12 protein-coding genes are annotated in these 12,534 nt (G+C 51.5%); 3 read left to right on the forward strand and 9 right to left on the reverse strand.

Annotated elements, in window-relative coordinates; all coding sequences use genetic code 11:
* Window positions 1-290 precede the first annotated feature (290 nt).
* Complete coding sequence (gene tsr / locus J4650_RS11145) at window positions 291-1,952, forward strand: methyl-accepting chemotaxis protein (RefSeq protein ID WP_000919517.1); 1,662 nt, start codon at window positions 291-293, stop codon at window positions 1,950-1,952.
* Window positions 1,953-2,121: 169 nt separating this feature from the next.
* On the opposite strand, the gene opgB is transcribed toward tsr, so the two are convergent.
* The 6 genes from opgB to J4650_RS11175 all read right to left on the reverse strand — a co-directional run bounded on the left by opgB (window position 2,122) and on the right by J4650_RS11175 (window position 7,826).
* Window positions 2,122-4,413, reverse strand: a complete 2,292-nt coding sequence (opgB, locus tag J4650_RS11150; protein ID WP_017441756.1) for a phosphatidylglycerol--membrane-oligosaccharide glycerophosphotransferase — start codon at window positions 4,411-4,413, stop codon at window positions 2,122-2,124.
* A 281-nt stretch (window positions 4,414-4,694) separates the two neighbouring features.
* A complete protein-coding gene (locus J4650_RS11155; RefSeq protein ID WP_001090314.1) occupies window positions 4,695-5,156 on the reverse strand; it encodes a DUF2501 domain-containing protein in 462 nt (153 codons plus the stop codon).
* A 57-nt stretch (window positions 5,157-5,213) separates the two neighbouring features.
* Window positions 5,214-5,951, reverse strand: a complete 738-nt coding sequence (dnaC, locus tag J4650_RS11160; RefSeq protein ID WP_000799924.1) for a DNA replication protein DnaC — start codon at window positions 5,949-5,951, stop codon at window positions 5,214-5,216.
* 2 nt (window positions 5,952-5,953) lie between these two features.
* Window positions 5,954-6,493, reverse strand: a complete 540-nt coding sequence (gene dnaT, locus J4650_RS11165; RefSeq protein WP_000098578.1) for a primosomal protein DnaT — start codon at window positions 6,491-6,493, stop codon at window positions 5,954-5,956.
* Between the two features lie 92 nt (window positions 6,494-6,585).
* Complete coding sequence (locus J4650_RS11170; protein ID WP_000511329.1) at window positions 6,586-7,059, reverse strand: threonine/serine exporter; 474 nt, start codon at window positions 7,057-7,059, stop codon at window positions 6,586-6,588.
* Window positions 7,050-7,826 (reverse strand): threonine/serine exporter ThrE family protein, encoded by a 777-nt coding sequence (locus J4650_RS11175; RefSeq protein WP_001674846.1) that lies wholly within the window; start codon window positions 7,824-7,826, stop codon window positions 7,050-7,052. Before J4650_RS11175 ends, J4650_RS11170 begins: the two co-directional genes overlap by 10 nt.
* Window positions 7,827-8,538: 712 nt before the next feature.
* Between J4650_RS11175 and J4650_RS11180 the strand changes: the two genes are divergently transcribed.
* Both J4650_RS11180 and bglJ read left to right on the forward strand, forming a co-directional pair.
* Window positions 8,539-9,264, forward strand: a complete 726-nt coding sequence (locus J4650_RS11180) for a response regulator transcription factor (RefSeq protein WP_000936655.1) — start codon at window positions 8,539-8,541, stop codon at window positions 9,262-9,264.
* Window positions 9,225-9,899: a DNA-binding transcriptional activator BglJ gene (bglJ, locus tag J4650_RS11185; protein WP_000431547.1), complete on the forward strand. Its 675-nt coding sequence runs from the start codon at window positions 9,225-9,227 to the stop codon at window positions 9,897-9,899. The genes J4650_RS11180 and bglJ overlap by 40 nt, the downstream gene beginning before the upstream one ends.
* A 50-nt stretch (window positions 9,900-9,949) precedes the next feature.
* Here bglJ and J4650_RS11190 read toward each other — a convergent pair whose 3' ends face one another.
* The 3 genes from J4650_RS11190 to J4650_RS11200 all read right to left on the reverse strand — a co-directional run bounded on the left by J4650_RS11190 (window position 9,950) and on the right by J4650_RS11200 (window position 12,532).
* On the reverse strand, window positions 9,950-10,408 hold the full coding sequence (locus tag J4650_RS11190) for a YbaK/EbsC family protein (protein ID WP_000058276.1): 459 nt from the start codon (window positions 10,406-10,408) through the stop codon (window positions 9,950-9,952).
* Between the two features lie 150 nt (window positions 10,409-10,558).
* A complete protein-coding gene (fhuF, locus tag J4650_RS11195; RefSeq protein ID WP_023993198.1) occupies window positions 10,559-11,347 on the reverse strand; it encodes a siderophore-iron reductase FhuF in 789 nt (262 codons plus the stop codon).
* A 120-nt stretch (window positions 11,348-11,467) separates the two neighbouring features.
* Window positions 11,468-12,532 (reverse strand): GGDEF domain-containing protein, encoded by a 1,065-nt coding sequence (locus J4650_RS11200; RefSeq protein ID WP_023993197.1) that lies wholly within the window; start codon window positions 12,530-12,532, stop codon window positions 11,468-11,470.
* Window positions 12,533-12,534: the final 2 nt, after the last annotated feature.

A 12,534-nucleotide genomic window follows, 5' to 3' on the forward strand; every position in this document is an offset into this window, starting at 1 on the left:
ACTGCTATGCTGAGAGGATCTTGCCAGATCATCGCGCGCGTAAAGTTAGGTAAATCAGTGAGTGGTTGTATGGCGGTTTAAGCGGTCGGACGTACCGGTAAGCGGTTTCGCAGAGGAGGGCGTGGGCTATTTTATGTGATTGAGATCACGATATAAAATGGGATGATCCTTGTTGCGCGGGGCGTCATAACGACTTCACTGAGCTAATCGTGATATTAATGGCGCGCATCCCATAAAGTTTTCCCTTTCCAGGCCGAAAATTCTGTATCTGTCTAGCGGAAAGAGAAAACATGTTAAAGCGAATTAAAATTGTTACCAGCTTACTGCTGGTATTGGCGCTATTTGGCCTTTTACAACTGACATCCGGCGGGCTGTTCTTCAACTCGCTGAAGAATGACAAAGAAAACTTCACCGTATTGCAAACCATTCGTCAGCAGCAGTCTGCCCTGAATGCAACCTGGGTGGAGCTGTTGCAAACGCGTAATACCCTGAATCGCGCGGGTATCCGCTGGATGATGGACCAGAGCAATATTGGCAGCGGCGCAACTGTCGCTGAACTGATGCAGGGGGCGACCAATACGCTGAAGCTGACCGAAAAAAACTGGGAGCAGTATGAGGCGTTACCGCGCGATCCACGTCAGAGTGAAGCGGCTTTCCTTGAGATCAAACGAACCTATGATATCTACCACGGTGCGTTGGCGGAGCTTATTCAGCTTCTTGGCGCGGGTAAGATTAACGAGTTTTTTGATCAACCGACTCAAAGCTATCAGGACGCTTTTGAGAAGCAGTACATGGCCTATATGCAGCAAAACGATCGTCTGTACGATATTGCTGTTGAGGATAACAACAGTTCCTACAACCAGGCGATGTGGGTACTGGTCAGTGTGCTGATTGCCGTTCTGGTGGTGATTATCGCCGTCTGGTTCGGCATCAAACTGTCGCTTATCGCCCCGATGAATCGTCTGATTGAAAGCATTCGCCATATCGCCAGCGGCGATCTGGTGAAACGTATTGATGTGGAAGGCTCTAACGAAATGGGGCAACTGGCGGACAACTTACGCCATATGCAGAGCGAACTGGTGCGTACCGTGGGCGATGTGCGCAATGGCGCCAACGCCATTTACAGCGGCGCCAGCGAGATTGCGATGGGCAACAATGATCTCTCTTCCCGTACTGAGCAGCAGGCAGCGTCTCTGGAAGAGACCGCCGCCAGTATGGAACAACTGACCGCCACCGTGAAACAGAACGCCGAAAACGCCCGTCAGGCCAGTCACCTGGCATTGAGCGCCTCTGAAACAGCGCAAAAAGGCGGCAAAGTGGTGGATAACGTCGTACAAACAATGCGCGATATCGCCTCCAGTTCGCAGAAAATCGCCGATATTATCAGCGTAATCGACGGTATTGCTTTCCAGACCAATATCCTGGCGCTGAATGCGGCGGTAGAAGCGGCGCGCGCAGGCGAGCAGGGACGCGGGTTCGCGGTGGTAGCCGGTGAAGTCCGTAATCTGGCCCAGCGTAGCGCGCAGGCGGCACGAGAGATCAAGAGTCTGATTGAGGATTCCGTGAGCCGTGTTGATGTGGGGTCGACGCTGGTCGAAAGCGCCGGTGAAACCATGGATGAGATCGTCAATGCAGTGACCCGCGTGACCGATATCATGGGCGAGATTGCCTCGGCGTCCGACGAGCAAAGCCGTGGTATCGACCAGGTGGGCCTGGCGGTAGCGGAGATGGATCGCGTAACGCAGCAGAACGCCTCGCTGGTGGAAGAGTCCGCCGCCGCGGCTGCGGCGCTGGAAGAGCAAGCCAGCCGTCTGACCCAGGCCGTCGCGGTGTTCCGTATTCACCAGCAACAGCAGCGTGCGCGTGAAGTGGCTGCGGTAAAAACCCCGGCAGCCGTGTCGTCACCAAAGGCCGCTGTGGCCGACGGCAGCGATAATTGGGAAACGTTTTAAGGGCGTAGTGGTGAACAGTCGGCCTACAGACGACCGTAGGCCGGATGAGATGTTCACACTTTTGCCTGATGGCGCTTCGCTTATCAGGCCTGTGCGCCAGTTTATTGATAAAGATGATGTGTAGGCCGGGTAAGGCGCAGCCGCCACCCGGCATATATGACATTCTCTTTTAACTCTCAACATTCACCACTTTGATCTCCACCATGCCAATCCCCAATTTGCGCGGCGAATGGCCCAAAATATTACCTTCGTTGGTGGCGACGGGAGCGGGCGGCGCAATGACTAAGGTATTCGCGTCCGTCGGGTTGTTGAAATGCAGCGTGATAGTGGACACATCGTGACCCAGCACCAGCGTCTGTTCTTCGTTGCCTACGCGTACCGGAATCGGGCGATTCGCGTTGTCGCCGAAGGCTTTGGCGGTGATCACCAGATCAAACTTTTTCGGCAGCGGCGCTTTATATTCGATTTTAACCTCATCGCCCAACTGCGCATTTGACCAGCGGCCCCAGGACTCTGGCCGGGAAATGCCGCTAAACTGCTTCACCTCCTCCGGCGCGCCCGCCACATTAAAGATAAAGCTATCGGCTTTATAACGAATATCGTTATCGACAATCTTTAAGGTATCGACGTTGCCTTTGTAGCGTTCCATATCGATCATCGTGTCTTTAAACGCCGTCTTACCCTGCCACTGCGCTTTATCGACATGCTGTACGGTTTGCTGCCCGCCAAGCTGCCCCTGCGAGACGCACCAGTCGGTGGAGAGCGCCAGCGCCGGCGCCCATAGCTGCGCCATTTTGTAGCAGCGATCGATCCAAACGAAATTATCGCGCGGGGCGAAGTCGGCCAACTGGAACCGTAGCGGAGCGGAGTATTCACTTTCCGGTAACGGTTCAACACGCTTATCCGATACGCGCAGTAGTAACGGCAGGCGGAAGTGGCTGCCGGAAAAAGCGATCATGTTTTTGTCCCGATCGACGGTAAAATCTTTTATCTCTTTCGGGAAATTCCACAGGCGAATGATATCCGGCTTCATCGCCAGCACTTTCTCTTTTACATTCAGGAACACTTCCGACAGCGACTGCCCGGAAAGGCTGCTACGTCCCAGACCGATAAAATTATCGCCGCCGAGAATATCCAGCACCGTTGCGCCGTTGTCCATCGTGTTGCGTTTGACCGCCAGCGTCTCCTGCTGTGGTTTATCGCCGCGCAGAATAAAAAACAGATTGTTGCGATCTTGCTTATTCAGGTATTTCCAGGCCGTATTATTCATCGCCAGATGGTCGGAAGAGACGACGATAACGGTATCTTTAAACCACGGTGACGCTTTGATTTTGTTGATAAACTCGGCGATGTTTTCCTGGCTGCAACTTACGGCGCTAAAGGACTGGTTGGGCTTACCGTCGTAATCGTAGCGTTTGCGGTTGCAGGTCCGCGAGATAAACCCGTCCGGGTGGTGAGTATCTACGGTCAGAGTAAACAGCGAAAAGCGCTGGCCTGAGCGGGAAAGCGCTTCAAATTTCTTCCATGCCTCATCAAGCACCGTATCGTCGTAGAAGCCCCAGTCGTTACGATAAGACGGGTCCGCCACCACCGTTTTTAGCTCTTCAGCGCCGTACAGATGATCAAATCCGTGTGATTTCAGGAACACGTCTTTCCCGGCAAAACGCAGGTTAGCGCCCTGCACGAAATAGTTCTGGTAGCCGGAGTTTTTCAGAATATCGCCGAGGCAGATATTCTGCGGGAAGAAGCTGGAAACCGACGCTGAGGCATTGCCCTCAAACGGCGCAAACAGCGGAATACCGCACTGGGAAGCCACCATCCCGGCGATGGTGTAATCCGTTCCCGGCAGTTGCATGGTATGGCTGAAATCCAGCCCCTCATTTTTCAGCGCGCCTAACTCTGGCGTGAGATTGGGGAACGCGTCATTATCAAAATAGGTCCGTTCCAGGCTCTCGCCGTAGATATAGACCAGATTGAGCTTCGGATTAGGAATGGTTTTTGCTGGTTCTTTATAATAAACGGCAAAATCCGGATCGCCATCGCGCATTTGTGATTTTACCAGTTCGGTGATCTGGCGAAACGCCGGGCTGGCGTCGACCGAACCTAACGCCAGCAGTAACGCCAGCAGGCTGTAACCGACATGATGAGGATGGTGACGGCGGCGGCGTAGTACCCATCCCAGCGCGCCGAATACCGCCACTAATGCCAGGGCAATGCCGATTCCCGGCAGAATATATTTGCCGACTCCCGCTCCCGTCAGACTATTCGTGAGCGTATAAAGCACTGCGTCGTTGATCCCGTCGCCGGTAAAATAGTCGCTGGCATACAGGGTAATATTCAGAATGACAAAAAGTCCCAGCACCGTGAGAGTGGCGGCAAACCACCAGGTGTTACGGCCCGCCTTCCAGGCATATATCAGCACAGAGGCGAGAAACAGAGCGACAGAGAGCAACTCGGACAACTGACGATCCTCAATAAACCAGGCTTATCGCTGGCAGGAAAAAATTTCTAACAATGTAATAGCGATGTCACATTGCTGCAATTCTAATAACTTTACACGGCGCTGTTATTTAGAATGAGTTTAGAAAGTTGGTTTTTTGATCGGCATCACTTCCTGCCATAGCGGTTAATAACAGGAAAAGACGAAGAGAAAAATCGGGTTAATGCCGTGTTGGCGGGTAAAGGGCCAAAACACGGCTTTTATCAGGGCGTCCCGGCGTGGCGCACGGTCAGAAAACGCAGTCAGGAGAGGAAATTCAGCCCTTGCTGCAACACCAGATCGCAAGCTTTGGTTTTCACCTTTTCCGCCAGCGGCGTACTGCCGATATTATTGAGGTTCAACTGCTGGCCGTCCTTCGTCTTGAGCAACCCTTGCAGGCCGTTCAGGTAGTTAGTGTCCTGCTCCTGCTGTGTGGTATCCAACCCCAACTTGTTCAGAATCTGATTTTTAACGTTTTCCACGTTGGTAGCGGACGCCAGTTTCTGTTTGGCGCAGTACTGCAAAATACCGGCGGCATTATTCATATTATCGGCGCTGAGCGACTGGGCACCTCTGCTGAGCAGACCGGTTAGCGCAGAAAGCGACATCCCGCCCTGTTGTGCGTTCGCGCCCTGAGCGCTTAACTGACTGGCGGCAATACCGCTGGTGGAAATCAGTACGCTGGCGATCGCCGCGCAGCACAGAACATGTTTCGCTGTATTCATGGTAATCACCTGTGTTATGTCAGTCAGGCGTCGTATCGCCCTGGCGCACGTTGCAATTTAATACTCTTTACCCGTCACCCGGCTGCGGTAACTGTCCCAGGTAAAATTAACCCATAAACTGTTGCCGAGACGCATACGGTCCATGACGCGTTCGCCAAGCATTTTCGTCATCTCTTCCATATTGCTGTTCGTCAACATGCCGGTGGGACGTTTTGACGAGGAACGACGATCGACAATTTGATTGATGATCACTTTTTCATAGCGAGATTCGGTCTGCACGCCGATCTCGTCGATCACCAACAGATCAACGTTACTCAGATCGTTAAGCAACTGCTCTTCGCTGGTTTCCCGATTGCTGAACGTGTCTTTCATCGCTGACATAATATCCGCTACGGTGATAATCAGTACCGACTTTCCGCGCAGCAGCAGCTCGTTACAAATAGCCGCGGCGAGATGGTTTTTACCGGTTCCCGGCTTGCCGGAAAAGACAAAGCTGGCGATATTGCCGTCAAACTCATCAACGTACTGTCGGGCTTTGCTTAACGCGTTCATTTGTCCGTCGCACTCAACCCGATAGTTATCAAACGAACAGTTCTGATGCAGCGGTCGAATGCCGGAACGGTTAAAGGTGCGCTGCATTTTCATCGCCCGGTTTTCCCGCGCCAGCGCTGCCGCCCGGATCTCGCCTTGCTCTTTCTGCCACGCCAGCAATTCTTCGCCCGTTTTAAACGCCGGCGTAATATGCGCAGGCATCATTTTTTGTAGACGCTGCATCAGGTCGCCAACATTTTTCATCGTTACCCCCTAAAACCTGGTGGAATATGATTGTCAGGTTCGCTGACGCTATTGATGTCGCGCTGCGGCATTCCGCCATTGCTGGAACGGCTGATTTGCACGCTGCGCGCCAGCTTTTGCTGCCACTGGATATGGTGAAAAACCTTACCTTCCGCCTGCCAGTAGGCGATAAACGCCGCCAGCTCTTCTGCGGTGACCGGCTCCCGAAGCGCCACGCCCCAAAGGGCGGCCTGACGCTGAAAATCCGCATCCGGTTGCCAGGCGGGATACATGGCGAATTTTCCGCAGGGAATCGCAACGGGGGCGGCTTCGGGTTCTTCGTAAAATTGCGCGTCTAACGCCACATCGCTTCCCGGACGTGATAACTTTTCTTCAAGCGCCAGCAGTTCAGCCATGCGTGCAGGCGTCACGGCATAAAAGGCAGGCGCATTATTAGCGAATACCGCCACTGCGCCGCCCGTTGACTTCGCCAGCACAGCATGATGATCGTGTAAAAGGACGTCAATACCGATGACGTCCGACGTTAAAATTCTGGAAGACATAATGTTTCTCAATATGGAACAGCAACCGAGAAGGGCGACTGTTTTTATAGTACCACACAGACCTGTAAGAACAGCAGGAGGCGTTCCACCAATCACACGCGGGGGCGTTTGCGGTACAGCCATAATCCCGGTACAGAGAGGCCAATTGAGAGCGCGCCAACAATGGAAGAGGCTTTCAGAAAATTGGTCAGCAGCGTAATCATCATCGGTTCGCTATAGCCCAGATGGCTAATTTTTACTGCGGAAATCATCGCGGTATAGGCGGAAATCCCCGGAAACATCGGGATCACGGCCGCGACGGTAAACACTTTAGGGTGAGCGAGATACCAGCGTGACCACTGAATACCAATACTGCCGACCAGCAGCGAAGCCATAAACGTCGACCATTCGATATTAAAGCCAGCGCTCATCATCAGCATACGCGAGCCATGACCCAGCGCCCCCAGTAGCGCGCACCACGGAAGCGCCCGGTGGGGAACATTAAAGACCATCGCAAACCCGACGGCGGGGATCGCAGACAAGATCATGTCCTGCATTAGCGCCAGTAAAAAGTCGATTATACCCATCCTCGTAGCCCCCATACTGTCATTGACATCACTACGCCCACACAGGTGGCCAGAGTCAACAGGCTGGCGATAGCCCAGCGCGCCAGCCCGGTATTAATATGTCCTTTAAACATATCTGCGACGGAATTAATCAGCGGAAAGCCCGGCACCAGTAGCAGTACGCTCGCCGCCATGGCGATAGTGGGCGTCTGGCTAAAGGCGGGAAGGGTGAGCATCAGCCCGGAAATCGTGGTAGCGACAAAGGCGGTAATGCAAAAATTGATCTGCGGATGTAAATGCCGCTGCGCCAGCATCTGGCGGATATACATGGCTATCATACTGGCGAAAAAGGTGATAACCGCGCCATCCCAGCCGCCATTATTCAGCTTACAAAAGCAGGAGCAGGAAAGACCGACCATAAACGCCACCAGCCAGCGCGGATAACGCAGCGGGCGGAGCTGGCTAAAGCGTTTTTCCACGCCTTTGTAATCCAGCAGACGATGTTCCGCGAGGATAACGATATGCTGAACCTCCGTGACGACGTGCATATTAATGCCGCGATCCTGGTTTTTACGTGTCGATGTCAGACATTGTCCGTCTTTAATGGTCGTCAGGACAATGGCGTTAGAGGAGATCGCGCTTTCGACGCTATCCATACCGAGCGCCAAACCGAGGCGGGTGGAAAGCTCATCAACCAGTGCGCTTTCCGCCCCGTGCTGCAATAAAAACAGCCCGCATTGAATACATAACCGTGTTACTGCTCGTTGAATTGATTGCTCTTCTTGCATGACTCGTCCTGTCCAAAAAGACATTCTATGCGCCGCCACTATGACAGAGGCTTCCTTTTTAACACGAAGCGCAGGCATGATGGCGTTGGTTAAGATCAATTTCTTGTTGATAAAAACGTCAGCCGCCAGACGCAACGCATAAGCTTCTTGAGACGTGCGCTTCGTCACAGGCAGGATATCCTTATGGGCGACGGTTCTCGTATGTCCGTTTCCAGAATAGAGGCATTATGCCAGCCTGGCCGCTCATTTTTGAATCAATGATGTGGTGAATTTTATCAACGATATGCATTAATGGTTTAACCACAATGGCGTGAGCAGCGGGCGTAAAATTAGGCATGACTTAGTGTAATTCGCAGATATTACATGGGTTTTATGGATTGTAGACAGTATTGTTGGGCTTTTGTTTTAGGACTTAGCAATATGAATAAAGAGCGAACTCATATTTTAAATTTATTAATATGATGCGTTTTCGTTAGAATTACTAATGTGCAAATTTAGTTAATTTAATTGTCTTGCTTCTGGTTTTATGAGTAACTATGCGATAGTGATTTCATGTTTTTGTGCTATGTGGATTGTAGCGCAATCAATGTTAGATATTTAAAAATAAAACAAGGATAATTAATCCACTCGGCCTATATTTCTTTGCGATCATTGTTAATAGTGTTTTTATTAATGGGGCAATGAAAAGTGGCGGCGTGGGTGCGGAGGAATTATGCTGCCAGGATGCTGCAAAAATGGACTTATTATCAGTAAAACCCCTCTTATACAGGAAGGCCTTAAAGGGGCTATAACAGGTAATTTCCCCGATTATAAACTGGCGTATTGTCGTACGATAGAAGAGCTAACGCTGCTACAGCTACGCCGAAGTAATTTAGTTATTGCTGATTTAGCAGTTAACAATGCCTCTCCCCGCGCTATCTGCGAATATTTTTATAGCTTAATCTCGCAATATCGCGACATACATTGGGTATTTCTGGTTCCTAAATCCAGCTATCCACATGCGGTTGATCTCCTGATGGGCCCCGTCAGCACCTTGCTTTCAGACGAAGAGCCAATCGAGAATCTTATTAGCGTTATCCATGCGGGAAACGCTCGCTCAGAAAGAATAAGTAAAACGTTATTATCGCCTCAGGTACCGTCTGAAATTCAGCAGGCCCACGACAGGCCGATTGTCCTTACGCTGTCTGAACGAAAAGTATTACGCCTTTTAGGAAAAGGGTGGGGCATTAACCAAATTGCGGCGTTACTTAAAAAAAGTAATAAAACAATTAGCGCCCAAAAAAATAGCGCCATGCGACGCTTATCAATACACAGTAATGCAGAGATGTATGCATGGATAAACAGTTCTCAGGGAGCCAGAGAATTGAACCTACCTTCGGTATATGGAGAAACCATGGAATGGAAAACAGAATCAGCAAGAGAAATGTTGCGCTCGTAGAAAAATGCGTGATGAGCACCATTGGTATTAAAGGGCTATTTGATGCAATGCCGGATTGCCGACATACGCTTCATATTTTTTCAAAACCATCCGCGTTTTATAAGGCTGCGCTAAAGACGCCGTTTTCTGCCGTTATTTTTTCTCTTTCTGCGTTAAGAACTGAACGCCGGACAGGATTATCCAGCCTGACGGAACTGGCGATAAATTATCCCCATATGCGGCGTCTGGTGATTGCCGATGATGATGCTGAAGCCCGCTTAATCAGCGCATTATCCCCGCTGCCGCTGGATGGGGTCATCAGCAAAGCGTCGCCGTTGGATGTTTTACAGGATGCCTTATTTACATCGCTTAATAGCGCCCGGCGGACAACGGAGCGTACAGACAATCTTTGGGAACTTCACCAGAATTGTATGCTTAGTCCAACCGAGCGGGAGATTCTGCGTTTCATGTCGAACGGCTACTCAATGCCGCAAATTGCCGTCCAGTTAGAACGTAACATTAAGACTATCCGGGCGCATAAGTTTAATGTGATGTCCAAGCTGGGCGTGAGTTCTGATGCCGGGTTACTCGATGCTGCGGATATTCTGTTATATCTGCGCGCCGGAGATGGTACCGCGCTCCAGCATCGGGTATAGCCCGCGCCGGATGCGCCGTGCTTGTTCGGGGAATCCGGGTGTCAGGCACGTTATTGGCACACGTCTACCCAGGTCGCCGATGTCAGTTCAGCCATTCTTTCCGGCGTGATGCGTACCGCGCTGTGCGTGGCGCCTGCGGCAGGCAATACTTCGTTATACCCCTTCAGAGAGATGTCGCAATAAACGGGCAGCGGGTGCTCCAGCCCAAAGGGACATACGCCGCCGACAGGATGTCCGGTTGCATTGACCACTTCATCGCTGCTCAACATACGGGCTTTTGCGCCGAAAGTGGTTTTAAGCTTCTTATTATCCAGGCGGGCATCGCCTTTCGCGACCACCAGGATAATGGTGTCTTTTACTTTAAGCGAGAGCGTTTTAGCTATCTGCCCTGGCTCTACGTTGTGCGCTTTGGCTGCCAGCTCGACAGTCGCTGTACTTTGATTTAATTCGATAATTTCAATATCGGGAGCATGATCGGCCAGAAATTGCCGTACAGATTGCAGACTCATTCTTCTCTCCTGAGACCTTACCAATAGCCACGGTAGACCCAAAAATGGCAAAACGTAATTTGGCATACGGAGAGCGCCGCTGTAAATATAATAATGTGACAGGCCAGCAGCAGTAAGCCGTGACGATAACTGAAGGCAACGTAACGCGGTTTACTTTAGCGTGCAGTCGCCGCACTGCTGTACGTCAGGTAAGCGGTAACGTTGGCAGCAGGTTCTGCGTACCAGAAGACCGTCGCGCATTACGACGGTCCGCCACAGCGGGTTATCCTGACCGTCGGATAGCTGCTTTTCAAAAAAACAGCGCTGGCGTAGCGTTGCCAGCAGGGCTTCGCCAAGCAGCGGTTTCATCTCAGTCAGATACCAGTTGATTAAATAACCGGTATTGCTCCAGATAAGTTTCGCGTTGATGTCGCCAGTCGCCTCCAGCGCCTGAATGACCGGCTGTAGTGCGGAGACTACCAGCGTTTCCATTCGTTCTTCCGGGGAACGCTCCGTTGCCAGGTTATCCTGATGCACGTCAAGCCAGAAACACGCGGCGCGCCCGGTTTCATGAAATTCAACGTGAATATGTTCTGCCGAGACATTGATAGCGCGCGCTTGCGTCAGTAATGCCAGCATCAGCGGCGGCACCATCAGCCCGATATACCATTGCGCCCACAGGGAGAGTAACGGCTTATTTTCACGTGGCAGGCCTGGCGTGTGCCGATAGATGTGATCGGAATAGGCGGCCAGCAATGAACGAAACGTCGCGGGGCGCGTCCACTGGGCAAGAGTCATCGCCGTAGGCGGCGGCGTTTCATCCAGCCGGATGAAGTCCAACAGGTGCTCACGGGTAGAGGCGATCGTCTCGCGTACTGCGTCCGCCAGCGAGGCGTCTTCCGGCTGGGGAGCGGCTCGCCAGATAATATCGTCAGCAATCGGTGCGGAACGGTAGGCCATAGCGCAGTTTAATGATGTTAATCTAAATGATAATGATTGCCAATCCTATCGATAGCGATAAACGATGGCAAGCGGTTTATGGTTAACGCTGTTGGCGTAGCACGATTACGCCAGCAGGATTCATAGGGCGCGCATGTCGTCGCTGACCAGAATGTGGTTACGTCCAAGATGCTTGGCTTCGTAGAGCGCTTTATCCGCTTTTTCGATAGCGTCTCCGATATTGCGATCCGTCAGGGGCGCAATGCCGATACTGACAGTGACATTGGTGGCGACGCTTTCGTTAAACATATGCGGGATTTTAAGATCGTATACTTCCTGTCGGATACGTTCTGCGGTAGCGCGGGCTTGCTGTGGTTCGGCGGTGGTCAGCAACACCAGAAATTCTTCCCCGCCAAAACGGCAGACAACATCGCGCGATCGCACGGCGTCCCGAATTGCCGCTGAGACGCGGATTAACGCCTGATCGCCCATCATATGACCGTAGTGATCGTTATACGCTTTGAAATGATCGATATCCAATAGCAGGACGTAGTGTTCATGGCTGCCCGACGCCTGTAACGTATCCAGCCGATTTTGCAGGCCACGGCGGTTATATAAGCCGGTTAATGGATCAAGCATACTCAGGCCATTGAGGGTTTCCCGCTCGGCCAGCAGCTTAAACATGAGCTGTTGGGCAAAGTTATCGTAGCGTTTCTGGATAACATGTTGAATAGCGATTCCCACCATTGGCAGGGCCAGCAAATAGAGAATTCGCAAACCTTGTTCATTACCGTTTAGCCACAGGCAGACCGCGACTGGCGGTAGCGAATAGAGCGTAAACGCGACGATATTCGCGGCAAAGGCTATCGAGCCGATAAACAGAACGCTAAGCAGGGAGATCAGTAAAAAAGAGAAATCATAATGGCCTAACGCCGGATACTTTAGCGCAATATGCGCCGCCCATATTCCCCCAAAGAGTAGGGAGATAAAGGGGAGATTAATTCTTTTTTGCCCATATTTCCCATGCCATATCAACAGTAATACGCTCAGGACCACTATCCCGATCATTGGCGTGCAAAATACATTGATTTGATAAAGGGGGAAAATGAGAGTAAATAGCGCCGACACGGCGTTGAGAAACAAGAAAAGACGTAAAGAAAACTGATACTTCTTAATACGAAGCGACCGCCAGGATGGTGTTGTCATGG

This window comes from Salmonella sp. 32120201201600049SM, assembly GCF_017572835.1.
In the GTDB taxonomy this organism is placed as follows: domain Bacteria; phylum Pseudomonadota; class Gammaproteobacteria; order Enterobacterales; family Enterobacteriaceae; genus Salmonella; species Salmonella enterica.